Raw genomic sequence first — 24,034 nt, forward strand, 5'->3', positions numbered from 1 at the left:
GGGCCTTTTTCATGCGATGTCGCTGCCCCGGGGGAGCCGGCTGGCGCCGGATCACTCCATCACGGCGGCCTTCATGATGACGACCATGGTCGCGCGGCCGGGCGCGTCGCCGAGGCAGCGGATGCTGTGGGGGCGGTCGCAGCGGTAGCGCAGGGTCTCGCCGGCATTCGCCCGCTGCACCTCGCCGGCCACATCCACCTCGAAGCTGCCCTCCAGCACCGACAGCGACTCGACCGAGCCGCGCTGGTGCGCGTCGGATTCGAGCACCCCGCCGGCATCGGCGGTGACGTCGTACCATTGCAGCCACTCGACGGTCTTGATCCAGCCGATGATGGCCAGCCGCACCTTGCCGTCGTCGGAGACGAGCCGCGGAGTGTCGGCGCGCGAGAAGCGCTCGATGAAGGGTTCTTCGTCGGAGGTGGCGAGAACCCGCTCGATCGATACGTCGAGCGCCTGGCTCAACCGCCAGATCGTTGCCAGCGTCGGATTGGTTTCGTTGCGCTCGATCTGGCTGATGATCGACTTCGCCACGCCCGATTGCTCGGCGAGTTCGGAGAGGGAGAGGTTGTAGGCCTTGCGCAGACGCTGGATCGTCTTGCCGAGCTGGCCCGAAAGCACCTGGGCGCCGCTGACGAGATCCTTCGGCCGTCCACGCTCGAGGCTTGCCGCTATGTCCTGCATCACGTCGGTCCGCTGAAAGTGCCCGACAAAATCTTCGCGCGCCGGAAACACCCTCGCGGGCGGATCGGATCACGAAATCGTGTGCGGGACACCGAAAGGCGTTCCGTTATCCGAACGAGCGTTTGATCTGTCAAACGCAAAAGGCGGAAAGGGGCTGATTTCGCGGAGCCCGGCGCCTATCGCCAGAGCGCGAAAAAGTGGTGGAGCGGGCCGTGGCCATGGCCGACCGGCACCGTGTCCGCCGCGCGGATCGCCCCCGTTACGTAGGTCTTGGCGGCCCCCACCGCCTCGGTGAGGCCCTGGCTGCGGGCGAGCCCCGCCGCCACCGCTGCCGAGAGGGTGCAGCCGGTGCCGTGGCTGTTGCGGGTCTCGATGCGCGGGGCCGCGAACCGGCGCAGGGTTCCGTCCGCGGCGATCAGGTGATCGGCGCTCTCGCTGCCCTCGCCGTGGCCACCCTTGATCAGCACCGCCCGCGCGCCGCGCGCCAGCAGCCGCCGCCCCTGCGCCACCGCCTCGTTCTCGTGTCCCGCTTCCCCCTCGTCGAGCAGGGTCGCGGCTTCGGGCAGGTTGGGGGTGATGATGGTGGCGAGCGGCATCAACTCGCTGCGCAGGATCTCGACGGCTTCCTGCGAGATCAGCCGGTCGCCGCTGGTAGCCACCATCACCGGGTCGAGCACCACCGGGATACCGGGCGCGTGCCGCCGCAGACCCTCGGCCACCGCCCGGATGGTCTCGGGCCGCGAGAGCATGCCGATCTTCACCGCCCCCACCGCGAGATCGGAGAACACCGAGTCGATCTGCGCGGCCACGAAATCGGCGGGCACATCGTGGATCGCCTGCACCCCGCGGGTGTTCTGGGCCGTAAGCGCCGTGATGACGCTGGCGCCGTAGACGCGCAGGGCGGCGAAGGTCTTGAGGTCGGCCTGGATGCCGGCGCCCCCGCTCGAATCCGAGCCGGCGATGGTCAGGGCGATGGCGGTCATGGGCGTCTTCCCTCGTTTATTTTTTGATGGTCCGCTTCTTCCGGCCTTAGCGCGTGCCCGTGCTCCCGCGCTTGCCCAGCGCCTCATCGACCCGTGCAAGCAGATCCCGCGCCTTGGCCTCGGTGGCACCGCCCTTGAACAGGGCGCCGATCAGCGCCACCCCGTCGGCACCGGCCCGGATGACGGAGGCGGTGTTGCTGGCGTCGATCCCGGCGATCGCGCCCAGCGGCAGGGACTGGCCGCGGGCGAGCCGGGCGCGGAACACGATCCGCTGCAACCCGTCGAGCCCGACCGGCGGGTCGGGGTTGTCCTTGCTGGTGGTGGCGAACACGCCGCCGATGCAGGCGTAGTCGATCGGAAGCCGGTAGAGTTCGTCGGCCTGCGCCCCGGTCTTTACCGTGAGCCCGATGATGGCGCGCGGGCCGAGCAGGCGGCGCGCGTCTTCGGGGTGCAGATCCGACTGGCCGAGATGCACGCCCTCGACGCCGGCAGCCAGCGCGAGATCGACCCGGTCGTTGACGAGGAGCGGCGCGCGGCCGGCGAGGGCCGCATGGATCGCCCGGATCCGTGCGAGGGCCGCGCGGGCGTCGGTCAGATCCTTGTCGCGGTACTGGAGCAGGGTGGCGCCCCCGGCCACCGCCTCCGCTGCCAGGGTGGCAAGCGCGGTGGCATCGCCCCCCAACACGCCGACATCGAGGATGCCGTAGAGGCGCAGGTCCACGGCGACGCCCGCCGACGGCCGGGACAAACCGAGCCCTGTTCCGCTGCCCATACCCGCTCCCTTCGATGAATTCGCCTTTTGATCTAGCAGGATCGGCCTGCCGCGGCGACTGAGGCCAACAAAGAACAAGGGCAATCGCGTTCGGGCGATTGCCCTGGATGAGGCCGGAGGCTCCGTTGACGGTGCCGGGGCCAATCCGGCAAGACCGGAATGCGGGCCGGAACCGCTTCCACCGCCGAGGGGATGCCCACGAAGAGGGGCTGAAGGCCGACGAACGCATGAGCACGGCCGAACTGGGTGTGACCGCCGCCGCGGCGGACAAGGGGACGCGCGCCGCCAGCGCTTCGTCGGTGGGGCTCGTTGCCGTCATCGTCGCGGCGACGGATGGCGAGCCGCGCGCGCTCACCGTGCAGGTCGAGGGACAAGCCGAGGGTCGCGAGAGCGCCCTGCCCGCCGGGCCGTTGGTGCCGGAGCACGCCACCCTGGAGCGGGGCCTTCGCGCCTGGGTCGAGCAGCAGACGCATCAGCGCCTTGGTTATGTCGAGCAGCTCTACACCTTCGGCGACCGCGACCGCGAGGGCGGCCAGCACGACGTGCACCTGCTCTCGGTGGCCTATCTCGCCCTGGTGCGCGAGCTGCGCCCGGCGGGCCTTGCGGAAGCCGCATGGCGCAACTGGTACCGCTACCTGCCGTGGGAGGATTTCCGCGAGGGCCGGCCTCCGGCGCTCGCCGAGATCGAGCCGCGCCTGATGGCCTGGGTCGCCGCCGCCTCCGATCCGAAGCTCCGGCGCATGCGCGAGGACCGGGTCGGGCTGAGTTTCGGGATCGGCGGCGCCTGGAACGAGGAGCGGGTTCTGGAGCGCTACGAATTGCTGTTCGAAGCCGGGTTGATCCCGGAGGCCAACGGCCAGAACGGCGCCGCGGTGCCCGACGACCTCGCAATTACCGGCCAGCCGATGGCCCATGACCATCGCCGGGTGCTCGCCACGGCGATCGGCCGCCTGCGCGGCAAGATCAAGTATCGCCCGGTGGTGTTCGAGTTGATGCCGCCGGCCTTCACCCTGCTTCAGCTTCAACGCACGGTCGAGGCGCTCTCGGGCATCCGGCTGCACAAGCAGAACTTCCGCCGCCTCGTGGCGCAACAGGGCCTCGTCGAGGAGACCGAGACGCTCACCAGTGGCAATGCCGGGCGCCCGGCCCGGCTGGTGCGCTTCCGCCGGGAGGTTCTGCTGGAGCGCCCCGCCCCCGGCGTTCGGCTCACCCCGACGCGTCGTACGGTGTGACGCTCAGGACACCGGACCCCCTCCTCCCGGAATGAAGGCCGGAATTCATCGGGCGGGCGGATGGGCTATCCCTGGAAGATGCGACCGAATTGTTCGGGGCAGCCGGCAACGAGGGTCGGTGCCAGGGGCAGGTCTGCCCGGGTGCACAGGCTGAACCCGTAATAAGACGTCAGCATCTCGATCTCCGGGACGCAGACCCAGAGACGAACCATCGACCCGTCCTCGACCACGCTGATGAGAAGCATCTGCCGCGTATGGTCGAAGGAGACGGCCTGTTCGAGAAACAGGAGTTCGACCGAACGGATCTTATCAGTCGTGATCCGTGTGTGTGCCCAAATCATCGGCAAATGCCCTCCAATTGAGCGTTTGCCGGCTCAGCAGCAGTCGATCAAGCGATCTGAACGCAGGGCAGTCGCCGGGGCTGCCTGCGGATTAAGCGTTTAGCGAGATCGTTCGACGGACCTGCGGTCTCTTCAAACCCGCTCAGTGCTGGTTCTGAACGCGCAGGCGCGGTTCTGACGGAGCCAAGCGCCAGCGCGCGCGCTCTGAGATCGGCAAGCCGTCGAGGCGCTGGGCGATCGAACGGCACGCGGGCCCGGCACCGCCGAGCCCGCGTTGACCAAGTGGATCTGCGCTCAAGCGAAGCTGCGCTTGGGCTCAAGCGTCCTTCTTGCGGCGCGGAGCGCGGCGCTTCTTCTCCGCAGCGGGTTCCGGCTCGGCGGCCACCGGCTCGGGCGCCGCCTCGACTTCCGCTTCCGGCTCGGCGATCCGGCGGCGCTGCTGACCCAGGCCCAGCGCACGCGCCAGTTCGGAGCGCTGCTCCGAGTAGCTCGCCGAGGTCATGGGGTAATCGTTAGGGAGGCCCCATTTCGCCCGATACTGTTCCGGCGAGAGGCCGCGCAGGGTGAGATGGCGGCGCAGCGTCTTGTAGGGCTTGCCGTCCTCGAAGCTGACCAGAAAGTCGTGGCTGATCGACTTGCGGATATCCTGCGGCGTCGCCTTGGGCGGCCCGGTTTCGGCGGTGGGACGGCCGCTCAAGCTGACCGAGCGAATCGCCTCATGCACTTCCCCGAGAAGCTTCGGCAACTCGGCGCTCTGTACGTGATTGTTGCTGACATAAGCAGACACGACATCGGCCGTGAGGGTAACGAGGCGGGCTGTCTCCGCGTCCTGTTCACTGGTGTCCATGGCGCAATCTTCTATGAGGGGGCTTTAGCTGGAATACGGTAAGCTCAGGACCGTGCTAGAGCAAGACATCGCGTATAAATTCGAGCGCAGTCAGGTCGAAGAGAACTGAGCGTAGCGTGTGTTTCTATCCAAATCGAATGGAAAAAACGCCGATCGCGGCCTTCGGAAAAAAAGGATTAGGCCCACCTTAAGGGTGACGCTGACGATCTCAACGAAATATTTCAAATGATAGAACGCTCTTGAACACACGTCGGAAACTGTCGACGTTTCAAGGAGTTGTGATCCCAGATGGTTGCCGGATTTCCCCGTCGGCATGCCAAAGTTGCCGGCTTGACGTGATCGCGCCGGTCGCGGAGCGGAAGACACGCCCTGGTTGCGACGTCCTGCCGCAGAATTACGTATTTTCTGTGGATTGCCGGGTGTTGAATCGGTCCGCCCCGAAATATCCGGCGCGCGAGAGCGTCTTGCGCCAGTTCTCGACCGACGCGGCGCCGCCTTCACTGTCCAGTCCCGGAGGGCCGATTGTCAAAAGACGGATGACAGCCGAAGGCCCGCCCTGTGGATTGGCGGATGATGTGCGCTCGATTCGGCGGGCGCGTGGCTCTACGCCCACCTGACAATATTTGCGAGGTGACGTGTCTGGCTCATCGCGGATGACGGGCGCGAGACCCTGTCGATCCATTTGGAGAGCGGCTGTCTTCTCATGTGCGGCACGGTCGCGTTGCTCGTTCCGGCCAAGCTCTTACGCGATGAACCACGCGGGTGATGGATGTCGTCCCGGCTCCGAGGGGCGGCAGCCGGTTTTCGCGGGGCGTTCGTCGGCCATCCGGTCGGGGATCGCCTTACAGGCGCCGTCCCGGCACGCGCGGACGGCGCGTGCCGGGTTTACATCGAGCAGATGTCGAGAGCGTATCTAGGCCGAAGCGGCTCTGTCGTCAGTCGAGCCCGAGCATGAGCCCGAGATTCTGCACCGCCGCGCCCGATGCGCCCTTGCCGAGGTTGTCGAGACGGCCGACCAGCACGGCTTGGCCGTGGCTGTCGGAGCCGAACACCCGCAATTCGAGCCGGTCGGTGTCGTTGAGGGCCTCCGGTTCGAGACGTTCGCGGTGGGCGCCCTCCTCCGCACCGCGCACGACCGTCACCAGCGGGGTGCCCGCGTACCAATCGGCCAGCGCATCCTCGAGGTCGCCCGGCTTCGGGCTGCCGGGCAGGGCGCCGAGATGCAGCGGGATACTGACCAGCATGCCCTGCCGGAAGTTTCCGACGGAGGGGATGAAGATCGGCCGCCGGGTGAGCCGGCTATAGGCTTCGATTTCCGGCAGGTGTTTGTGACCGAAGCCGAGCCCGTAGAGCTGGAACGGTGCGCCCTCCCCGCGCTCGTAGCTCTCGATCATGCTGCGGCCGCCGCCGCTATAGCCGCTCACCGCATTGATGCTGACGGGATGATCCGACGGGATCAGGCCGCGCTCCACCAGCGGGCGCAGCAGCGCGATCGCCCCGGTCGGGTAGCAGCCGGGATTGGCGACCCGGCGCGCGGCGCGGATCACCTCGGCCTGATCCGGCGTCATCTCGGCAAATCCGTAGGCCCAGCCCGGCGCGATACGGTGGGCGGTGCTGGCATCGAGCAGCTTCGGGCCGCCTCCGGGCAAGCTGTCGGCGAGCGCCGCGGTCTCGCGGGAGGCGTCGTCGGGCAGGCAGAGCACGGCGAGGTCGACCTCTTGGAGGATCGCCCGCTTCACCCCCGCATCCTTGCGGCTCTCCAGCGGAATACTGACGAGGCGCACCCGGCCCTCGCGCTCCAGGCGCTCGCGGATGCCGAGGCCGGTGGTGCCGACCTCTCCGTCGATGAACACCTTCGGGGCGCTGAGGCCGTCGGACATCGCAGATTCCTTAAGCTCGGCCCCGATCCGGGCCGGTCTGACACAGGGTGTACCGAGCCTTCCCGGTCGCGTCGGGCACGCTCGATCAGATGCGTCTTCGGTGGCGCGGAGGTGGAAGCTTCGTCTTCCCCTGTCAACGCCCCTCGGTCGCCGCGCGCGGCCGCGCCCATCCTCCCGTGGATGGGAACGGTGCGGCCGGAACTCACGATGACGCCTCCTGTTGACAGCCAAATGTCGCTCAGGAGGCGAAACCGATGTCAGGCACGGCGAAGAAGACCGATCCGGAGCTTTGGGAGAAGGTGAAAGAGGAGATCACCGAATCCTCCAAGGGCGGCAAGCCCGGCCAATGGTCCGCCCGCAAGGCGCAGATGGCAACCAGCGAATACAAGAAGGAGGGCGGTGGCTACGCCGGCAAGAAGTCCGACGACAACCACCTGAAGCAATGGACCGACGAGGAGTGGGACACCAAGTCGGGAAAGGAAAGCGGCAAGACCGGCGAGCGCTACCTGCCCAAGAAGGCGCGGGAAAAACTGTCCGATAAGGAATACAGCCGCTCGACCGCGAAGAAGCGGGCCGATTCCGCCAAGGGCAAGCGGCACTCGAAGCAGCCCGCGGATGTGGCGGAGAAGGCGGCCTCGGCCCGCAAGACCGGCGGCAAGGCCGGCAAGACCTCGGACAAGGGCGGCACCGCCGGCGCGACGAAGTCCGAACTCATGCAGCGGGCGCGCAAGCAGGAGATTCCCGGCCGCTCGAAGATGACCAAGGGCGAGCTGGAGCGCGCCCTGACCCCTTGATCGTCCCAGAACGGTGATGGGCGCGGGAGGGGCGAGATCCTCCCCGCCCTGTTCAGGAGCGCTTCTCGGCGCCGACCACGACGAAGCCCTGACGCTCGAAAAGCGGGCGCGCCGCCGGGCTGCGCAAAAAGCCGAGGAAGGACGCTGCTCGATCCGCGCGGACCGAATCCTTGGTCAGCGCGGCCGGGTAGACGATCGGCGGGTGGCTGTCGGCGGGGAAGGTCGCCACGACCTCGACGCCCGGATCGCTCGCCGCATCCGTCGCGTAGACGATGCCGAGGGGGGCCTCGCCGCGGGAGACGAGCAGCAAGGCCGCTCGCACGTTCTCTGTCTGCGCGAGCTGGCCCTTCACCCGGTCCCAGGCGCCGAGCTTTTCGAGGGCGGCCCTGCCGTACTTGCCCGCGGGCACCGCCTCGACATTGCCTAGGGCGAGCCGTCCACCGGCCAGCGGGGCGGAAAGATCGGTGCCGGGCTCGAGCGTGACCCGCAGGCCCGACCCCTTGGCCGCCACGAGGACGATGGCATTGCGCAGGAGGTTGACGCGGCTGTCCGCGCGGATCGTGCCGTTCGTCTCGGCATAGTCCATCCAGGCAAGGTCGGCGGAGATGAAGAGGTCGGCCGGCGCGCCGGCCTCGATCTGCTTGGCCAGCGCATTGGAGCCGGCATAGGAGATCCGCGTCGTGCCGCCGGTCTCCTTCGTCCAGGCGGCGGCGGCTTCGTCCAGCGCGTTCTTGAGGCTGGCGGCGGCAAACACCACGACAGGTTCGTCCGCAGCGCGCGCGGCGAGGGGGGCGGCGGTGAATGCGAGCAGCAGGCCGGCCATCACGGCGCGGCGGGTCCGGACGAGACGGGACGATATCATGACGGCTCCCAAGGTCGTGCCGAGCCGCCATCGATGCGGCGGGCCCGGCGCCGGCTCGGTCGAGCCGTCACGGTGCCGGACGAGCGCCCGGCACGCACACCATCCGCGTTTAACGCGTCGGGAATACCCCTGTCATCGGCCGGGGATCGCGGAGGTCCCCTCTCCCGATTCAGTCGTCGGACGGACCGGCCGCCGAGGGCTCGGGCTCGTCGGCGGTGAAGCCTTCGAGCCAATCCAGGCTCTCCTGCGAGCCCGCCTCGTAGGGGTTGGCCGAATCGGGCCTACCCATCGCTTTGGCGGCTTTGCCCTCTTCGAAGATCTTGCTCGATACCACGGCCATCGACCGATCCTTTCTCGATGTGGGCCCGGACGGGTTCGGGCCGGGAGATGCGGGACAGGAAGTGGTCGGGCCCGGCCGGAGTTCCCCTCGCCTCAGGCGGTGGGCTCGGTCCCCTGCGCCGGCTTGGTCTCGGCGCGATGGAGCCGGCTCAGCAGCACGAGCAGCGAGCCCGGCAGCGGGGAGTCGAGCGTGTCCGATGCGAGGATGTCGGCGTTCGTGGCGCGGCGGCGGTCGGGGCGCGGCTCGCGCCTGACGACGACGGGGGAGCGAAAGCGGACGGATCTGGGTGTCATGACGCGATGAGAACTCGACAAGCGCCTGATGAACGAGACGGAAAAACGCCTCGCGCAACGCCCGGCCACCGGGCATGGCCCCGCCGGCCATCGGGGCCGACAAGGCGCATGCGCGAGACGCTTCGGACGGTGAGAACGCCGCCTCGCCGATCCGGTTCCGGCGCTTTCGGCTAAGAATTAAACATCATGCCTGTGGATTAAGCATCTTTTGTCTTGCTTGTGCTGTTGTGGGTACGTGGTCCCGCTCGATTGCTCATGAACAGCGCGTCGAAGGGGTCGTGAAGCCCGTGGCCCTTGGCGCGCGCGGATGGTAGAGGGCGCCCCATGCTCGAAGGTCTGCCGCCGCACCGACCCACGCACGTCCTGCGCCTGATCACGGACGAGCCCTCCGCTCGCGCCATGACCGAACTGCTGGGCGAGATGTTCGACCCCATGGAGACGGCGGTGGCCGCCTTCGAGGTCGAAGAGACCGGCGCGTGGCGGTTGGAAGCCTATTTCTCCGAGGAGCCCGACGCGGAGATGATCCGCGACCTGATCCGCCCGATGGTCGGCGAGCAGGCCGACGCGGCGGTTTTCGAGACCATCGACCAGCAGGATTGGGTACGCGCCTCGCTCGAGGGGCTGAAGCCGGTGCGGGCGGGCCGCTTCCTCGTCCATGGCGGCCATGACCGTCATCAGGTGCGGGGGAACGACCTCGCCATCGAGATCGAGGCGGCGCTTGCCTTCGGCACCGGCCATCACGGCACCACGCTCGGCTGCCTGCGGGCTTTGGTGGACGAACTGAAGCGGCGGCGCCCGGCCCATGTCCTCGATGTCGGCACCGGCACCGGCATCCTGGGCTTTGCCGCCGCCAAGGTGCTGCGCACGCCGGTGGTGGCCGGCGACCTCGACCCGGAAGCGGTGTCGACCGCTCGCGGGAATGCCCGCCTCAACGGCCTCGGGCCATTCATGCGCTTCTACCATGCGCCGGGCGTGCGCCACGCCCTGGCGAACCGTCCGCGCGGCTTCGACGTGGTGTTCGCCAACATCCTCGCCCGCCCGCTCAAGCGGCTCGCGCCCTCGCTGACCGCCGTGGTCGCCGATGACGGCGTGCTGATCCTCTCCGGCCTGATCGAGCGCGACGTGCCGGGCGTGCTCTCGACCTACCGCCACCGCGGCTTCCATCTCGCCCGCTCCGGCGTGATCGAGGGCTGGGCAACGCTGGTGCTGCGCCGCGGCGGGGCGGCGGCGCGCCCACGCTAAGGCGGGTGCAGGGCCATCGCTTCGAAGCCGCGTGAGCGGCTTGCCGGCGCGAAGAGCGCCGCGCGGAGCGAGAGCCCAAGGAACCGAGACTGCCCGCGGAGGCGGTCGCCGGCGATTGAGGCCGGCAAAGAACCAGGGCGATCGCTTTCGAGGATGGCCCTGGAGGGTGTCGCGCGGGCATCCGACGCGGTAGGTTTCCGCCATGACGACGCCCCTGCCCCGCTTCCAGACCTTCGACGATCCGAGCCACGCCAAGGGGCCTGAGCGGATCGAAGCCCTGCGCGCGGCGCTCCGCGAGATCCGCGCCGATGGGTTCGTTGTACCCCGGGCCGACGAGCATCAGTCGGAATACGTGCCGGCCAACGCCGAGCGGCTCGCTTGGCTCACCGGCTTCACCGGGTCGGCCGGTCTCGCGGTGATCCTGGCCGACGAGGCGGCCCTGTTCGTCGATGGCCGCTACACCCTCCAGGCGCCGGAGCAGGTCGATACCGGGATCATCGCCGTCGTGCCCCTTGCCGAGACGACGCCGGAGGCTTGGCTCGGCGCCCACCTGAAGCCCGGCCAAACCCTCGCCTACGATCCCTGGCTTCATACGCCCGACGGCGTGGCCCGCCTGGAGCGCGCCGCCATCAAGGCGGGGGCATCCCTGCGCGCCGTGACCGACAATCTCGTGGACGCGGTCTGGGCCGGGCGGCCCCGGCCGCCGGCGGGCCGTGTCGCCGCCCATCCCGATGATCTTGCGGGCGAGACGCGCAGCGAGAAGCTCGGTCGCATCCACGCCGCGCTGGCGGAAGGCGGGATCGACACCCTGGTGATCTCCGATCCCCACAACCTCGCCTGGACCTTCAACCTGCGTGGGTCCGACATCGCGCACACGCCCCTGGCGCTCGGCTATGCGCTGGTGCCCCGCGAGGGGCGGGCCGCGCTCTACCTCACCTCGCCGCAGATCGACGCCGACCTGCGCGCCGCCCTCGAACCGCTGGCCGACCTTCGCCCGCGCAGCGCCTTCGACGCGGATCTCGCCGGCCTGTGCACCGGCGCCGCCCGCGTGCGGATCGATGCGGCGACGGCGGCGGCGGCCCTCAAGGATCGCATCGAGGCCGCCGGCGGCGTCGCGGATGTCGGCGCCGATCCGGTCACCGCGATGAAGGCGGTCAAGAACCCGGCCGAGATCGCCGGCACCCGCGCCGCCCACCACCGCGACGGGCTTGCCGTGACGCGCTTCCTCGCCTGGCTCGACCGGACCGCGCCCGAGGGGGTGAGCGAGATCGCCGCCGTCGAGGCACTGGAGGATTTCCGCAGAGAAGGCGGCCTGCTGCGCGACGTTTCCTTCCCGACCATTTCCGGCTCGGGCCCGAACGGTGCCATCGTCCATTACCGCGTCACCCGCGCCACCGACCGCACGGCGCAGCCCGGCGAACTCTTCCTGATCGATTCCGGCGCGCAATACGCCGACGGCACCACCGACATCACCCGCACCGTCGCCATCGGCACGCCCACGGACGCGATGCGCGACCGCTTCACCCGCGTGTTGAAGGGCCACATCGCCATCGCCCGCGCGGTATTTCCCGAGGGGACGACAGGCGCGCAGATCGATGCCTTCGCCCGGATGAGCCTGTGGGAAGCCGGGCTCGATTACGACCACGGCACCGGCCACGGCGTCGGCGCCTTCCTCTCGGTCCACGAGGGTCCGCAGCGCATCGCCAAGACCGGCACGGTGGCGTTGAAGCCCGGCATGATCCTCTCGAACGAGCCGGGCTATTATCGGAGCCATGCCTACGGCATCCGCATCGAGAACCTGATCCTTGTCGAGGCGCGGACGATCCCCGGCGGCGACCGGAGGATGCTCGGCTTCGAAACCCTGACGCTGGCCCCGATCGACCGGCGGCTGATCGATCCGGCCGTGCTCGGTGCGCACGACGCGGCCTGGCTCGACGCCTACCACGCGCGAGTGCGTGAGGCTCTGTCGCCGGATCTCGACGGGCCGACGCGGGACTGGCTGGAGGCGGCGACGCGGCCGCTTGGAGAGGCTACGGCGTGACCGCGCCTTCCCACCCCGCAATCCTGTTCGTGTGCCTGGGCAACATCTGCCGTTCGCCGCTGGCCGAGGCCGCCTTCCGGCAGGAGGCTGAACGGATCGGGCTCGACGTCACGGTCGATTCCGCCGGGACCGGCGATTGGCACGTCGGCGAACCGCCGGACCCTCGCGCGATCGCGGTGGCCCGGGCGAACGGCGTCGATATCGCGGGCTATCGCGGACGTCAGGTCGCGCCGGCCGATTTCGAGCGCTTCGATCACGTCGTCGCCCTGGATCTCGCCAACCTCGCGCGGCTGCGGGCCTTGCGGCCGGAGGGGTCGCGGGCCGCGCTGAGCCTGCTCCTTGATCACGTGCCGGGCCGGGCGGGAGAGCCCGTGGCCGACCCCTATTACGGCGCGCAGGAGGGCTTCGACACGACTTGGGCCGATGTGACCGCAGGCGCCCGAGCCCTCGCCCGCCGGATCGCGGAAGCGGAATGAACGGCCTCGCCCGGCACGCGGCGGACCTGCTCGGTGTCCCCCTTGCCGAAGCCCGGCCGATGGCGGGCGGCGACCTGTCCCAATGCGTCCGCCTGAGGCTGGGGGATGGGCGCGAGGCCGTGGCGAAGACCGGGCCGGCGCCGCGGGAAGAGGCTCGGATGCTCGCAGCCATCGCCGCGACCGGCGCCCCGGCGCCCGCCGTGCTGGCCGCGGACGAGACGGTGCTCGTCCTCGAATGCCTACCCGATACCGGTTCGGGGCCGGGCACCGACGCCGATCTCGGCCGGGTCGTCGCCTGCCTGCACGCCGCCGAGGGCGAGCGCTACGGCTGGCACGCCGATTACGCGTTCGGCGCCGTCGCCATCGAGAATGCCTGGGACGACGATTGGTCGGCCTTCTGGGGCAGGCGCCGCCTGCTTTGCCATGCCGAGCACCTTCCTATCCCGCTCGTCCGGCGGATCGAGCGGCTGGCGGACGACCTTGGCAACCGCCTTCCGAAGCGGCCCCGCCCGGCCCTGCTCCACGGCGACCTTTGGAGCGGCAACGTACTCTCTGCGGGCGACCGGGTGTCGGGGCTGATCGATCCGGCCTGCTATCACGGCCATGCCGAGGTCGATCTGGCGATGCTGAGCCTGTTCGGCCGCCCCGGTCCCGGCTTCCGTGCGGCCTACGGAGCCCCCGAGCCCGGCGCGGCGGAGCGCGCGCCGATCTACAAGCTCTGGCCGGCCCTGGTGCATTGGCGCCTGTTCGGCGCCGGCTACCGGGGCATGGTCGAAGGTTTTTTGGAGGCGGCCGGGGTCTGACGCATCTTTCGCCCGGCGGCTGCTGACGGCGCATGGCCAAGCCTCCACTGCCGAAAGATCGCTCCTGCCCTCAACGCATCATCGCGCGCGGCACGGCCGTAATCAGGCGCCATGCCGTTCCGTCGTCCTCTCGCTGCCAAACGCTGCGGACCTGCGGGTTGCGGTCATCAGGCGACATCAGCGGCCCCTCGATCACCATGCGCTCAAGGGCGCCCTGTGTCGCCGGCACCAGGGTTCCCGGATTCAGGATGAAGTGGCCGAGCAGCGCATCGGCCATGATGCCGGGGCGATCGGGGTCGAACCCGAAACTGAGAAAGAAGCGTGCCATGGGGCCGCCTTTCGGGTGATCCACGTTCAGAAGGTATTTGACGATCTTGTCGCTCGGCACCCGCAGCGGGCCGTACCCGCCGAAGGCGCTCAAGGAACGGGTCGTCCAGCAAAGGCCACGTTGCTCGCCCCGACCGTCGCGAGAGCCCCCATCGGCTCGGGAAACTCGACCTCGTAGGCCTCGCCGCCGCGCCAGACCGCGACCACGGTGCCTTCGGTCCCGGCCGGGATGGTATCTCCGTCCATCGTCACCACGTCGGTCAAGACGCGGACATCATCGAGCTCCCGGAGCGCGGCCCCGGGGCAATCTTCAGACCACTGATAAACAACCTCGACGGACATGAGCGGAAGATTGGGACGCCTGCGAGCATCCGTCAACGGAGACGGGTCGTATGCGTCCCAGTCGAGCCCGACGAAGCCCGCCCCTACTCCGCCGGAGCCGGCATCGCCGATAGACGCGGCTCGAAGCGGCCACCCTCCGTCGGCTTCATCTCGACGCGGCGATCGTGGTGCTTGTGCAGGGTCGAGCGGTGGCCGATCGAGACGATGGTCGTGCCGGGCATCGTCGCGCGCAGCGTCCGGTAGATCGCGGCCTCGGTTTCCTCGTCGAGGGCGGCGGTCGATTCGTCGAGGAACAGCCAGTCGGGCTTGGCCAGGATTGCCCGCGCGATGGCGAGGCGCTGCTGCTCGCCGCCCGACAGGCGCCGGTCCCAGCTATCGACCTCGTCGAGCTTGTCCGCGAGTTGGGGAAGCTGGGCGGCCTTGAGTGCGTCGCGCATCTCTTCGTCGGAGAACCGGTCGATCGGGTTCGGATAGGCCACCGCGCCGCGTAAGGAGCCGAGCGGGAGATAGGGCCGCTGCGGCAGAACCAGCGCCGACTGTCCGGCCGGCACGTCGACCCGGCCCTTGCCGAACGGCCAGATCCCGGCGATCGCCCGGAACAGGGTCGACTTGCCCGAGCCCGAGGGGCCGGTGACCAGGGTCGCTCCGCCCTTCGGCAGTTCGAGCGCGCCCGCATGCACGATCTCGCGGCCATCGGGCAGCGCCAGCGTCAGGTCGCGGGCGGTCACGCCGCCGGCGGTTTCGTTGCCGTTGGCGAGGCCGTAGCCGGCGCCGGCCAGAGCCTCAGCCTGGGTCATCGCCCGCTTGAACGAGCCAAGACGGATGGTGTTCGCCTTGTAGGCGGCGAGGATGGTGTAGGAATTGATGAAGAAGTTCAGCGAGTTCTGGACGTTGCTGAACGCGTTCGAGGTCTGCTGCAGGGCGCCGAGGGTGATCTTCTTGGCAAAGAAGGACGGCGCGGCGATGACGAGCGGGAAGATCGCGCTCATCTGGCGGTAGCTGAAGGTGAAGGCGATCAACTTGATGCGCCGGAAGATGATGCCGACGTAGTTGTCGACGATGGCGTGGAACAGGGTGGCGAGGCGGGACGCCTCGGCCCGCTCGCCGCGCAGCAGGGCGATCTGCTCGGAATAGATACGGTTGCGCGCCAGGGCGAAGCGGAAATCCGCCTCGACCTGTTCCTGCCGGTAGTCGAGGCCGATGAGCGGCTTACCGATGAGATGCGTGAGCCAGGTGCCGACCACGGCGTAGGCGATCACCAGCCACACGAGGAAGCCCGGGATCACGGCGTCGGTGAACGGCAGCACGAAGTCGCGCGAGAGCGTCCACAGGATGACGATGAAGGAGACGAGCTGCGCCGCCTGCGAGAGCAGCCGGGTCGAGAGGGTCGTGGTCTGGGCGATGAAGTTGTTGACGTCCGACTGGATGCGCTGGTCCGGGTTGTCGGCGTGCTCGTCGACGAAGGGGATGCGGTAATGCGTGCCCTCCCCGAGCCAGCGCTCGTAGAGATTGTGGGTGAGCCAGGTGCGCCAGCGGAGCTGCAATCCGGCATCGACGTAGATGTCGAACATGCCGATCACGACGTTGAGGATCGCCAGCGGCACGAAGATCCAGCCGAGCTGATACCAGAAGCTCGGCGCGTCGAACTCCTGCAGCGCGTTGTACATGTCGCGGTAGAAGAAGTTGAACCGCAGAGTCAGCGCCACGTCCGCGAAGCTGACGAAGATCGACAGCGCCACGAGGTTGCGGCCGATCTGGCCCTCGGTGCGGCCGAACCGGCGGAACATGCCGATCTCCCGGCTCGGGGCGTCGTGGCTGGCGAAATAGGGATCGGCGATCAGGGTGATGTCGCGGATCGGCTTCCAGTGCGAGACGGCGAGCACGATCGCGGCGAACACCACGGAGCCGGTTGCGGCGAAATCCGGCGGCAGCAGCGCCGCGACGACGCCCGGCAGGGCGCCCATCGCCGCCAGGGTCTTGGCGCCCGCCAGCAGCAGGTAGCCGACGCCGTAGACCGAGATGAAAATCTTCAGGTAGGCCGAGAGGCTGTTCGAGGCGATGAGGATGCCCGCCATCGCGAAGCCCGCGAGCGAGACGTAGAGCGGTGGGCTCGGAATCCCCGGCATGGCCAGCAGCAGGAGGGCGACGAGCGCCGTCAGCACGGCCTGGATGCCGAGCCTGCTCTTCAATGCGGCCACGCGGGTCGTTCCTTCTCGCTGCACCGGCCCTGTCCACCCTTGGATCGGATGGCGCGCCGACGGACGGGTTCAATCGCCGAATGCGGCGGCCCTGGCTATCCGTCGTGGCGAGAACGTGGCGCGCAGCCACGCCTGTCACGTGAAATTTCGGTCATGTCGCGGGATGGGGCTGCCGGCCGCCAGCGCCGGACGCCGCCGGGTGCGACACCGTAGACAAGTTTTTCGACGACTTTTGAGACGTTTGCCGGGACTGCGCCCCGCACCTCTCGGCCCTCAATTCGCGTCCCAGTTCCAATCGCCGTAATCCGGCTCGCGGCAGCGATAGCCGATCGGGCATTGCGGGTTGTCGCGGGTCGGGACGAAGCGCAACTCGGCGATTTCCGTGAGTTCGCAGAAGCTGCGGTCGCGCACGAAGCGCTCGGGCGGGCGCCCGCCGAAGCTGAGCGTCGCCGCGCCTTCCGCCTTCACCAGCGCCATCGCTTCCACGCAGGTCGGGCGCGCCGCCGTCTGCGTGCGCAGCTGGGCCATGGCGGGAGCGAGGGCAAAGGGCGACGAGAGAAGAGGCGCCAGTGCCGAGCCGAGAACGGCGAGGGTGACAGGTTTCATTACACGGGTACGGTCGACGGCCGTCGCGGCCGCCAAGCTTGACCATGGCAGGTTCCGCTTGCTGCGGGAAGGGGTTGCCGTGCCTCTGCCGCATTCCCGGCGTCTATCGCGGAATGTGGGCCACGATGGCCTTGAGTCGTTTTAGGAAAAGCGCCCTGTGTTGCGGGCGGCCCAGGTCGAAGACGCGGCCGGCCGCATGGCGCCGTTCTCTGAAACATCGTCTCGGACGCGAGAATGCTGATATCGGGAGCACAGGCCGAAGAGGCGGTGAGAGGGGCGGCGGCAGAGCCGATGACGGCTGACGGCGCGCAGGAGGCCGGCGGGACCGGTGAGGGGGCACGGGAGGTGACGTCCGCGGTTCTATCGCGGCGTCTCGCGATCCCGGTGATCCTGGCCGCGGGCTGGGGCGCCCTGTTCGCTTACACCCTGATCGTGCTCACCGATGACGGGTCCGTGGCGGCGCCCGCCGGTCAGACTCGATTCGCGTCGACCGACAGCATCGACGTCCCGGAGGTGCGGTTGCCCGAGCCGGAGCGGCCGGCGACGCCCGCCGCCAACCCGCCGCGGGTGCTTACGGTCGCCGCGCCCGCACCGCCGCTGGAGACGGTGGTCCCCCCCGCCGAGCCGCGGCCCGCCGCGCCGCTGGTGGAGCGTGCCGCCTTCGTCGGCATCTGGGGGCCGACTCCGGTGGCTTGCGGCCAGCGCCAGCGCCGCCGCGGTTTCCTGCCCGCGACGATCACCGAGGACGGGGCCAAGGCCGGGCGCACCACCTGCCGCTTCCGCAACAACCGCCGCGAGGGCAGCGCCTGGACCATGGCCGCCGATTGCAGCGAGCGCGGCCGCCGCTGGACCTCACAGGTCCGCCTCCTCGTCGAGCATGACCGGCTCACCTGGACGAGCGGCAAAGGCCAGGCGAGCTACATCCGCTGCGGGCGGAAATCCGACTGAGGCTTCGCTACGCCGCCCTGTGCTCGACGAAGCGCAGCCCCAGCGCGCGAGGCCGGAACACGACCCGCTCCGGCACGAACCGCCACAGGCGCTCGGCGCCGTCGATCCGTTCGTCCTCGTTCGGATCGAGCACGATTTCGGTGCGTCCGCTCATCTGCAGCAGAGCGCCGGTCGCGAAATCCGGAAAGACGAGCCCAGCGCGCGGATTCGCCAGCAGATTGCCCAGCGTGTTGAAGAAGCGGTTGCCGGAATAGTCGGGCACCGTGAGGCTGCCATCGGCGCCGACCCGCACGAAGCCGGGCCGCCCTCCCCGGTGCGAGACATCGACCTGCCGCCGGCCCCCCGCATCCTCGACGAAGCTCGCCACGAAGAAGGTGTCGGCCGCCGCGACGAGCCTCCGCGCCGCCGGATCGAGCCCGTCCGACAGGACGGGGCGGGGCCGGGTCGCCGGCTCTCCGGCGCGGGGGCCTTCATGCCGGCTATGGATGTATTGCGGGCAATTCCCGAAACTCTGCTCGACGCGGATCGCGAAGCCCTCCGGTCCCGCGCGCTCGACGGTTCCGTTCAGGCGGTTGCGGCGGCGCGTGGCGAGTTCGATGCCGAGCAGGGCCAAGCCGTCGCCGTCCTCCAGTCCCGCCTCGGCGGGATCGTCCGGCTCGCGGCGCCCGTCCACCCGGAGCCGAAACGGGTCCGGCGTGTGCAGGAACCCCGGTTCGCCCTCCCGCAAGGTCGCCCAGGGGCGGCCCTCCCCATCCACGCTTCCGAGGACGCCGAAGGGCAGGAGCGGAAAGAACGCCCGGTGCTGCTCGGTCAGGTGATCGCGGATCACCCGCGGGCCGAGTTCGGCCATCCGGCCGGCCATGCCGACACTCTCTTGGATCGCCACCTCGCCCCGGTGCCAGGGGGAGGCTGCGGCTTGCTCGTTCATGCGGAGGCTCCCGTCGCGTTCAGGCCGACCGGCGAGGCCGGGAGTGACACGAAGCCGGGCAGCGCCTCGATGCGGGCGAGCCAGGCGCGGACGTTTTCGTAAGCCGCGAGATCGACGTTCCCCTCAGGCGCGGCGGCGATGTAGCTGTAGAGCGCCACGTCGGCGATGGTCGGACGGTCGGCGGCGAGCCAGTCGCGGGACGACAGTTCCCCATCGATCAACGCCAGAATCCTGTGGGCGCGGGCGATCACCTCCCCCGCATCGAAGCTGGCGCCGAACAGCGTGACGAGGCGGGCGGCGCAGGGGCCGAAGGCGATCGGCCCGGCCGCGACGGAGAGCCAACGCTGCACCCGCGCGGCTCCGGCCGCATCCTCGGGCAGCCAATCGCTGCGTCCGAGCTTCTTCGCGAGGTAGACGAGGATGGCGTTGGAATCCGGCACGATCGTCCCGTCATCGTCGAGGACGGGAACCTGCCCGAACGGGTTGATCGCGAGGAAATCCGGCGAGCGGTTCTGCCCCCCGGCGAAATCGACCTCGACGGTTTCATAGGGCTGGCCGAGCAGCGACAGGAACAGGCGTGCCCGGTGGGCATGGCCCGAGAGCGTCAGGCTGTAGAGCTTCACGGCGTCGTCTCCTCCCGGCCGCGGGATCGGCCGTGGGGCGGATCACACTCTTTCTTCGCCGCGAGGTGAACCGGCATTGTCGGCAAGCGACTGTTGCGCGGAACGGAATAATCGCCACTCTGCCCCAGACAGGGAGGGCGCGCGATGGACCGGCTGCAAGGAATGCGGGTGTTCGTGCGGGTTGCCGAGAGCGGCGGTTTTGCCGGGGCGGCCCGCGCGCTGTCCATGAGTCCGGCCGCGGTCACGCGCGCCGTGGCGGCCCTCGAAGCGGTCATTGGGGCGCGGCTGTTCATCCGCACCACGCGCTCGGTGAAGCTCACCGAGGCCGGCGGGCGCTATCTGGAGGATTGCCGCCGGCTTCTCGCTGAGATCGCGGAAGCGGAGGCCACCGCCGCAGGCTCGACCGCGACGCCGACCGGTGTCCTGACGCTGACGGCCCCGGTGCAGTTCGGGCGGCTCTACGTGCTGCCGGTGGTGACCGACTATCTCGCGTGCCACCCGGCGGTGGCGGTCCGCGCGCTGTTCCTCGACCGGATCGTCAACCTGATCGAGGAGGGCATCGATGTCGGCGTGCGGATCGGGCATCTGGCCGATTCCGGGCTCACGGCGACCCGCGTCGGCAGCGTGCGCCGGGTCGTCTGCGCTGCACCGAGCTATCTGGAGCGGCACGGCGTGCCCGAAACACCGCGCGACCTGCGCGATCACGCGGTGATCGGCGCGTCAAACCCCGGTACCCTGCCGGAATGGCGGTTCGGACCCGAGGGGCGCACCACGGTGAGCGTCCATGCCCGGCTCGTCTGCAACACGGTCGATGCGGCGCTGGCGGCGGCCCTCGATGGATGGGGGATCGCGCGTCTGCTGTCCTATCAGGTCGCGTCGGCGGTGGCGGAAGGGCGCCTGCGCATCCTGCTCACGGATGACGAGGAGGCGCCGGTTCCGATCCACGTCGTCAGCCCCGAGGGACGGCGGGCGCCGGCCAAGACCCGCGCCTTCGTCGATCTCGCCGCGGCGCGGCTGCGCGCCGATCCGCGGGTCAACCCGGCGGCCTGAGGCGGTGGGAGGGGGAAAACCCCCTCCCCCTCAGTACACGTCGGCCTGATAGCGCCCGCTCTTCTTCAGGGCGGCGAGGTAGGCCACGGCCTCATCGGGGTTCTTGCCGCCGAACTGGGCGGCGACGTCGATGATCGCCCGCTCCACGTCCTTGGCCATGCGCTTGGCATCGCCGCAGACGTAGAAATGAGCGCCGCCCTCCAGCCATTTCCACAGCTCGGCGCCATTCTCGCGCATCCGGTCCTGCACGTAGGTCTTTTCCGTGCCGTCGCGCGACCAAGCCAGCGAGAGGCGGGTCAGCACCTTGTCTTCCTTCAGGCCGTTCAGCTCGTCCTTGTAGAAGAAGTCGGTCGCCTGCCGCTGGTGGCCGTAGAACAGCCAGTTGCGGCCGGGGGCCTTCGTCGCCGCGCGCTCACGCAGGAAGGAGCGGAACGGGGCGACGCCGGTGCCGGGGCCGCACATGATCACGTCCTTGGCCGCATCCGCCGGCAGGCCGAAGCCGTGCGCCTTCTGCAGGTAGATCCTGACCTTCGTCTGTTCCGGAAGGCGCTCGCCCAGATGCGTGGAGGCGACGCCGAGGCGCAGGCGCGAGCGGTGGTTGTAGCGCACCGCATCGACGGTGAGCGAAACCCGGCCCTCATCCATCTTCGGCGAGGAGGAGATCGAGTAGAGCCGCGGCTGCAACTCGTCGAGCGCCTCGAGGAAGACCTCGGCGTCGGGGCGCGCACCGGGGAATTTGTGGAGCGCGCCGAGCACGTCGAGATGCTGCGCATCGCCGTCCGGATCCTCGCCGGCCGCCAGCGCCTGCGCCTTCTTCCGGGCGGCACCCGAGGTCAGGAGCGAGAGGAGCTGGTAGAGGTTGTCCGGTGCGGCACCCAGGGAATACTCGGTCAGCAGCCGGTCGCGCAGGGTCTTGCCCGCGATCATCCGCTCGGGCCGCGTGCCGAGTTCGGCGATCACTGCATCCACCAGCGCCGGGGCGTTGGCGGGGAACAGGCCGAGGGAATCGCCCGCCTCGTAGGTGATCGGCGTGTCCCGCAGGTCGATCTCGATATGCCAGGTCTCCTTCTCGCCGCCCGGCGCGTTGAGGCGCGTGCGGGAGAGGAAGGTCGCCTCCACCGGGTTCTCCCGGCAATAGCCCAGCGGCCCGAGTTCCGGCTCCTTCTTCGGAGCGTCGCCCGCCTCCGCCTTCGGTGCGGCCGTGCCCCCCGCGGCGCCGAACTCCTCGTCCAGCTTCTTGAGCATCCGGAGCGTTTCTTTGCCGCCGGGCTGGCAAAGGTTCAGCCGCTCCTCGCTCTTGAGGAAGATCGCGTTGGCGTAGTCGGCGCAGTTATAGCCGCACTGTCCGCAATCCTGCTGGGCCATGGCGGCCATCAGCTTCTGCGGCTCGGAGCGGTCCTTGGCGATCGCCATGCGGTCGTTGATCGGCATCGACGGGTCGTGCCAGGGCGCGTCGTCGTTGTCGGCCAGCTTCGGGCCCGTGGACGGCGCCTCGCCGGGGGCGAGCGCGGTGGCACCTTCCACGGCGGGTCCGAGGAGCGCAGCGAAGTAGCCGGACAGCCAGGAGCGCTGGTCGGCGTTGAAGGGGGCGCTCTCGGGGATGAGAACGAGCGGGGGCGCGACGTGCTGGGTCATGCGGCGGCCTTGAGGGCAGGTTGTTCTTCGGCGGCGTCGCGCAGGGCTTCGGGGCCGGTGCGCGCGGTGAAGGCCTGGAAGCTCTCCTCCGGGCCCTGGCGGCGGGCGAGATAGGCGTTGAGCAGGGCCTCGACGCGCGAGGGCGCGTCCTCGGCCTTCACCGCCTTCCAGATCTCGGTGCCGATCTTCGGATTCTCGGCAAAGCCGCCGCCGACCACGACATCGTAGCCCTCGACGGTGTCGCCCTCCTCCGAAACGACGACCTTGGCGCCGATCAGGCCGATATCGCCGATGTAGTGCTGGGCGCAGGAATGGTGGCAGCCGGTGAGGTGTACGTTCACCGGCACGTCGAGGTTCGGCACGGTCCGCTCGACATGGTCGGCGATGATCATCGCGTGGCCCTTGGTGTCGGAGGCGGCGAACTTGCAGCCGCGCGAGCCGGTGCAGGCGACGAGGCCCGAGCGGATGCCGGCGGCCTTCACCGTGAGCCCGAGCGCGAGCACCCGTTCCTCGACCTCGGCCACCTTCGCGTCCGGCACGCCGGAGAAGATGAAGTTCTGCCAGACCGTCATGCGGATCTGGCCGTCGCCGCATTCCGCGGCGATCTTCGCCAGCCCGCGCATCTGGTCGGTGGTCATCTTGCCGACGGGGAGCACCACGCCGACCCAGTTCAGTCCGGGCTGGACCTGGGCATGGACGCCGACATGGCTGAAGCGGTCGGTCGGCCGGCGCGGGGCGACATGGGCGGCGTCGACCCGGTCGAGCTTGCGCCCGAGCTTCTCCTCGACGGCGGCGATGTACTTGTCGAAGCCCCAGGCATCGAGGACGTACTTCATCCGGGCCTTGTTGCGGTTGGTCCGGTCGCCGTTCTCGATGAAGACCCGGATGATCGCGTCGGCCACGAGGTTGCAGTCCTCGGGCCGGAGGACGATTCCGGTGTCGCGGGCCAGATCCTTGTGGCCCGAGATGCCGCCGAGCACGAGGCGCATCCAGACGCCCGGCGCGACCGGGGCGCCCTCCAGCACCTGGATCGCCTGGAAGCCGATGTCATTCGTCTCTTCGAGCGCCGGCATCACGCCGCCGCCGTCGAAGGAGACGTTGAACTTGCGCGGCAGGCCGTAGAGCGAGCGGTCGTTCAGGATCCAGTTGTGCCAGGACTTGGTGAGCGGGCGGGTGTCCAGCAGTTCCTGCGCGTCGATGCCGGCGGCGGGCGAGCCGGTGACGTTGCGGATGTTGTCGGCGCCCGCGCCCTGCGCAGTCAGGCCGAGATCGATCAGCCCGTCGAGGAAGGGCTGGGCGTGCTCGGGCGCGATCTCGCGCACCTGCAGGCCCGCCCGGGTGGTGACGTGGCTGTAGGCGCCGCCATGGGCATCCGCGAGGTCGGCGAGGCCGGCGAACTGCCAGTGGTGCAGGATGCCGTTCGGAACCCGGATCCGGCACATGTAGGAGGTCTGGGTCGGCGCGACCCAGAACATGCCGTGGTAGCGCCAGCGGAAATTGTCCTCGGGCTTCGGAGCCTTGCCCGTGGCGGCCTCCGCCTTCAGCCGGTTATGGCCGTCGAACGGGTTCTCGGCGCGCTTCCACTTCTCCTGGTCGCAGAGCTTGCCGCCCTCCTTCACGGTGCGGATCTGCGCCTTGATGTGGATCGCGTCCGGGCCCGTGGGCTCGGCCGGCGCGCTCGCCGGGGCTTGGCCCGCGGCGAGGCCGCCGGTCATGCGGGCCGCGGCGATGCCGGAGGCGAAGCCCTCCAGGTAGCGCTTCTGCTCGGCGTTGAATTCGTCTGCCATCGC

Annotated in this window: 25 protein-coding genes; 8 read left to right on the forward strand and 17 right to left on the reverse strand. The window is 69.3% G+C overall.

The window, feature by feature from the left end:
* Positions 1–51 precede the first annotated feature (51 nt).
* The 3 genes from OVA30_RS18900 to thiE all read right to left on the reverse strand — a co-directional run bounded on the left by OVA30_RS18900 (position 52) and on the right by thiE (position 2,436).
* Positions 52–681 (reverse strand): helix-turn-helix domain-containing protein, encoded by a 630-nt coding sequence (locus OVA30_RS18900; RefSeq protein WP_003601851.1) that lies wholly within the window; start codon positions 679–681, stop codon positions 52–54.
* 176 nt (positions 682–857) lie between these two features.
* Complete coding sequence (gene thiD / locus OVA30_RS18905; RefSeq protein ID WP_268176371.1) at positions 858–1,664, reverse strand: bifunctional hydroxymethylpyrimidine kinase/phosphomethylpyrimidine kinase; 807 nt, start codon at positions 1,662–1,664, stop codon at positions 858–860.
* Between the two features lie 46 nt (positions 1,665–1,710).
* Positions 1,711–2,436, reverse strand: coding sequence for a thiamine phosphate synthase (gene thiE / locus OVA30_RS18910; RefSeq protein ID WP_268176372.1), 726 nt, complete (start codon positions 2,434–2,436; stop codon positions 1,711–1,713).
* Positions 2,437–2,561: 125 nt separating this feature from the next.
* Between thiE and OVA30_RS18915 the strand changes: the two genes are divergently transcribed.
* Positions 2,562–3,668 (forward strand): NUDIX hydrolase, encoded by a 1,107-nt coding sequence (locus OVA30_RS18915; RefSeq protein ID WP_003601845.1) that lies wholly within the window; start codon positions 2,562–2,564, stop codon positions 3,666–3,668.
* Between the two features lie 65 nt (positions 3,669–3,733).
* Here OVA30_RS18915 and OVA30_RS18920 read toward each other — a convergent pair whose 3' ends face one another.
* From OVA30_RS18920 to argC, 3 genes are all read right to left on the reverse strand, one after another.
* Positions 3,734–4,009, reverse strand: coding sequence for a hypothetical protein (locus OVA30_RS18920; RefSeq protein ID WP_015824552.1), 276 nt, complete (start codon positions 4,007–4,009; stop codon positions 3,734–3,736).
* Between the two features lie 316 nt (positions 4,010–4,325).
* Positions 4,326–4,856, reverse strand: a complete 531-nt coding sequence (locus tag OVA30_RS18925) for a MucR family transcriptional regulator (RefSeq protein WP_268176373.1) — start codon at positions 4,854–4,856, stop codon at positions 4,326–4,328.
* Positions 4,857–5,791: 935 nt separating this feature from the next.
* Positions 5,792–6,736, reverse strand: coding sequence for an N-acetyl-gamma-glutamyl-phosphate reductase (argC, locus tag OVA30_RS18930; RefSeq protein WP_253398445.1), 945 nt, complete (start codon positions 6,734–6,736; stop codon positions 5,792–5,794).
* Between the two features lie 254 nt (positions 6,737–6,990).
* Between argC and OVA30_RS18935 the strand changes: the two genes are divergently transcribed.
* Positions 6,991–7,530 (forward strand): hypothetical protein, encoded by a 540-nt coding sequence (locus tag OVA30_RS18935; protein WP_268176374.1) that lies wholly within the window; start codon positions 6,991–6,993, stop codon positions 7,528–7,530.
* 52 nt (positions 7,531–7,582) lie between these two features.
* Here OVA30_RS18935 and modA read toward each other — a convergent pair whose 3' ends face one another.
* From modA to OVA30_RS18950, 3 genes are all read right to left on the reverse strand, one after another.
* Positions 7,583–8,392, reverse strand: coding sequence for a molybdate ABC transporter substrate-binding protein (modA, locus tag OVA30_RS18940; RefSeq protein WP_056155049.1), 810 nt, complete (start codon positions 8,390–8,392; stop codon positions 7,583–7,585).
* Between the two features lie 169 nt (positions 8,393–8,561).
* Positions 8,562–8,732 (reverse strand): hypothetical protein, encoded by a 171-nt coding sequence (locus tag OVA30_RS18945; protein WP_012255559.1) that lies wholly within the window; start codon positions 8,730–8,732, stop codon positions 8,562–8,564.
* Between the two features lie 92 nt (positions 8,733–8,824).
* Positions 8,825–9,025 (reverse strand): hypothetical protein, encoded by a 201-nt coding sequence (locus tag OVA30_RS18950; protein WP_003601830.1) that lies wholly within the window; start codon positions 9,023–9,025, stop codon positions 8,825–8,827.
* Between the two features lie 324 nt (positions 9,026–9,349).
* Between OVA30_RS18950 and OVA30_RS18955 the strand changes: the two genes are divergently transcribed.
* The 4 genes from OVA30_RS18955 (at position 9,350) to OVA30_RS18970 (ending at position 13,587) form a co-directional block, all read left to right on the forward strand.
* Complete coding sequence (locus tag OVA30_RS18955) at positions 9,350–10,267, forward strand: 50S ribosomal protein L11 methyltransferase (RefSeq protein ID WP_003601829.1); 918 nt, start codon at positions 9,350–9,352, stop codon at positions 10,265–10,267.
* 202 nt (positions 10,268–10,469) lie between these two features.
* Positions 10,470–12,308 (forward strand): aminopeptidase P family protein, encoded by a 1,839-nt coding sequence (locus OVA30_RS18960; protein ID WP_268176376.1) that lies wholly within the window; start codon positions 10,470–10,472, stop codon positions 12,306–12,308.
* Positions 12,305–12,784: a low molecular weight protein-tyrosine-phosphatase gene (locus tag OVA30_RS18965; RefSeq protein ID WP_268176377.1), complete on the forward strand. Its 480-nt coding sequence runs from the start codon at positions 12,305–12,307 to the stop codon at positions 12,782–12,784. Before OVA30_RS18960 ends, OVA30_RS18965 begins: the two co-directional genes overlap by 4 nt.
* Positions 12,781–13,587 carry a fructosamine kinase family protein gene (locus OVA30_RS18970; protein ID WP_268176379.1) on the forward strand — a complete coding sequence of 269 codons (807 nt, stop codon included), beginning with the start codon at positions 12,781–12,783 and terminating at the stop codon, positions 13,585–13,587. Before OVA30_RS18965 ends, OVA30_RS18970 begins: the two co-directional genes overlap by 4 nt.
* 70 nt (positions 13,588–13,657) lie before the next feature.
* Here OVA30_RS18970 and OVA30_RS18975 read toward each other — a convergent pair whose 3' ends face one another.
* From OVA30_RS18975 to OVA30_RS18990, 4 genes are all read right to left on the reverse strand, one after another.
* The gene (locus OVA30_RS18975) at positions 13,658–14,008 is read right to left on the reverse strand and encodes a DUF6883 domain-containing protein (RefSeq protein WP_268176380.1); all 351 of its coding nucleotides are present in this window, start codon (positions 14,006–14,008) and stop codon (positions 13,658–13,660) included.
* Positions 14,005–14,256: a DUF4926 domain-containing protein gene (locus tag OVA30_RS18980; RefSeq protein ID WP_012255565.1), complete on the reverse strand. Its 252-nt coding sequence runs from the start codon at positions 14,254–14,256 to the stop codon at positions 14,005–14,007. Before OVA30_RS18980 ends, OVA30_RS18975 begins: the two co-directional genes overlap by 4 nt.
* 83 nt (positions 14,257–14,339) lie before the next feature.
* Positions 14,340–16,454, reverse strand: coding sequence for an ABC transporter ATP-binding protein/permease (locus OVA30_RS18985; RefSeq protein WP_268176382.1), 2,115 nt, complete (start codon positions 16,452–16,454; stop codon positions 14,340–14,342).
* Positions 16,455–16,727: 273 nt separating this feature from the next.
* Entirely contained in the window at positions 16,728–17,060 is a 333-nt protein-coding gene (locus OVA30_RS18990) for a hypothetical protein (RefSeq protein ID WP_268176384.1), read from the reverse strand.
* A gap of 234 nt (positions 17,061–17,294) precedes the next feature.
* On the opposite strand from OVA30_RS18990, the gene OVA30_RS18995 reads away from it, so the two are divergent.
* Positions 17,295–18,008 carry a hypothetical protein gene (locus OVA30_RS18995; protein ID WP_268176385.1) on the forward strand — a complete coding sequence of 238 codons (714 nt, stop codon included), beginning with the start codon at positions 17,295–17,297 and terminating at the stop codon, positions 18,006–18,008.
* A gap of 7 nt (positions 18,009–18,015) precedes the next feature.
* On the opposite strand, the gene OVA30_RS19000 is transcribed toward OVA30_RS18995, so the two are convergent.
* Both OVA30_RS19000 and OVA30_RS19005 read right to left on the reverse strand, forming a co-directional pair.
* The gene (locus OVA30_RS19000; RefSeq protein ID WP_268176386.1) at positions 18,016–18,936 is read right to left on the reverse strand and encodes a pyridoxamine 5'-phosphate oxidase family protein; all 921 of its coding nucleotides are present in this window, start codon (positions 18,934–18,936) and stop codon (positions 18,016–18,018) included.
* Complete coding sequence (locus tag OVA30_RS19005; RefSeq protein ID WP_268176387.1) at positions 18,933–19,559, reverse strand: glutathione S-transferase family protein; 627 nt, start codon at positions 19,557–19,559, stop codon at positions 18,933–18,935. The genes OVA30_RS19000 and OVA30_RS19005 overlap by 4 nt, the downstream gene beginning before the upstream one ends.
* 144 nt (positions 19,560–19,703) lie before the next feature.
* Between OVA30_RS19005 and OVA30_RS19010 the strand changes: the two genes are divergently transcribed.
* On the forward strand, positions 19,704–20,609 hold the full coding sequence (locus OVA30_RS19010) for a LysR family transcriptional regulator (RefSeq protein WP_268176388.1): 906 nt from the start codon (positions 19,704–19,706) through the stop codon (positions 20,607–20,609).
* A gap of 30 nt (positions 20,610–20,639) precedes the next feature.
* Here OVA30_RS19010 and OVA30_RS19015 read toward each other — a convergent pair whose 3' ends face one another.
* Together OVA30_RS19015 and OVA30_RS19020 are read right to left on the reverse strand one after the other, a co-directional pair.
* Positions 20,640–22,244 (reverse strand): sulfite reductase subunit alpha, encoded by a 1,605-nt coding sequence (locus OVA30_RS19015; protein WP_015824566.1) that lies wholly within the window; start codon positions 22,242–22,244, stop codon positions 20,640–20,642.
* Positions 22,241–24,031, reverse strand: a complete 1,791-nt coding sequence (locus OVA30_RS19020) for a NirA family protein (protein ID WP_003603348.1) — start codon at positions 24,029–24,031, stop codon at positions 22,241–22,243. Before OVA30_RS19020 ends, OVA30_RS19015 begins: the two co-directional genes overlap by 4 nt.
* Between the last annotated feature and the right edge of the window lie 3 nt (positions 24,032–24,034).

The sequence above is a fragment of the Methylorubrum sp. SL192 genome (assembly GCF_026672325.1).
In the GTDB taxonomy this organism is placed as follows: Bacteria; Pseudomonadota; Alphaproteobacteria; order Rhizobiales; family Beijerinckiaceae; genus Methylobacterium; species Methylobacterium extorquens.

Excerpts from the sequence above, each read along its gene's own strand:
- OVA30_RS18900 (WP_003601851.1), bottom strand. The coding sequence starts at position 681 with ATGCAGGACATAGCGGCAAGCCTCGAGCGTGGACGGCCGAAGGATCTC.
- thiD (WP_268176371.1), bottom strand. The coding sequence starts at position 1,664 with ATGACCGCCATCGCCCTGACCATCGCCGGCTCGGATTCGAGCGGGGGC.
- thiE (WP_268176372.1), bottom strand. The coding sequence starts at position 2,436 with ATGGGCAGCGGAACAGGGCTCGGTTTGTCCCGGCCGTCGGCGGGCGTC.
- OVA30_RS18920 (WP_015824552.1), bottom strand. The coding sequence starts at position 4,009 with ATGATTTGGGCACACACACGGATCACGACTGATAAGATCCGTTCGGTC.
- OVA30_RS18925 (WP_268176373.1), bottom strand. The coding sequence starts at position 4,856 with ATGGACACCAGTGAACAGGACGCGGAGACAGCCCGCCTCGTTACCCTC.
- argC (WP_253398445.1), bottom strand. The coding sequence starts at position 6,736 with ATGTCCGACGGCCTCAGCGCCCCGAAGGTGTTCATCGACGGAGAGGTC.
- OVA30_RS18935 (WP_268176374.1), top strand. The coding sequence starts at position 6,991 with ATGTCAGGCACGGCGAAGAAGACCGATCCGGAGCTTTGGGAGAAGGTG.
- modA (WP_056155049.1), bottom strand. The coding sequence starts at position 8,392 with ATGATATCGTCCCGTCTCGTCCGGACCCGCCGCGCCGTGATGGCCGGC.
- OVA30_RS18945 (WP_012255559.1), bottom strand. The coding sequence starts at position 8,732 with ATGGCCGTGGTATCGAGCAAGATCTTCGAAGAGGGCAAAGCCGCCAAA.
- OVA30_RS18950 (WP_003601830.1), bottom strand. The coding sequence starts at position 9,025 with ATGACACCCAGATCCGTCCGCTTTCGCTCCCCCGTCGTCGTCAGGCGC.
- OVA30_RS18955 (WP_003601829.1), top strand. The coding sequence starts at position 9,350 with ATGCTCGAAGGTCTGCCGCCGCACCGACCCACGCACGTCCTGCGCCTG.
- OVA30_RS18960 (WP_268176376.1), top strand. The coding sequence starts at position 10,470 with ATGACGACGCCCCTGCCCCGCTTCCAGACCTTCGACGATCCGAGCCAC.
- OVA30_RS18970 (WP_268176379.1), top strand. The coding sequence starts at position 12,781 with ATGAACGGCCTCGCCCGGCACGCGGCGGACCTGCTCGGTGTCCCCCTT.
- OVA30_RS18980 (WP_012255565.1), bottom strand. The coding sequence starts at position 14,256 with ATGTCCGTCGAGGTTGTTTATCAGTGGTCTGAAGATTGCCCCGGGGCC.
- OVA30_RS18990 (WP_268176384.1), bottom strand. The coding sequence starts at position 17,060 with ATGAAACCTGTCACCCTCGCCGTTCTCGGCTCGGCACTGGCGCCTCTT.
- OVA30_RS18995 (WP_268176385.1), top strand. The coding sequence starts at position 17,295 with ATGCTGATATCGGGAGCACAGGCCGAAGAGGCGGTGAGAGGGGCGGCG.
- OVA30_RS19000 (WP_268176386.1), bottom strand. The coding sequence starts at position 18,936 with ATGAACGAGCAAGCCGCAGCCTCCCCCTGGCACCGGGGCGAGGTGGCG.
- OVA30_RS19010 (WP_268176388.1), top strand. The coding sequence starts at position 19,704 with ATGGACCGGCTGCAAGGAATGCGGGTGTTCGTGCGGGTTGCCGAGAGC.
- OVA30_RS19015 (WP_015824566.1), bottom strand. The coding sequence starts at position 22,244 with ATGACCCAGCACGTCGCGCCCCCGCTCGTTCTCATCCCCGAGAGCGCC.
- OVA30_RS19020 (WP_003603348.1), bottom strand. The coding sequence starts at position 24,031 with ATGGCAGACGAATTCAACGCCGAGCAGAAGCGCTACCTGGAGGGCTTC.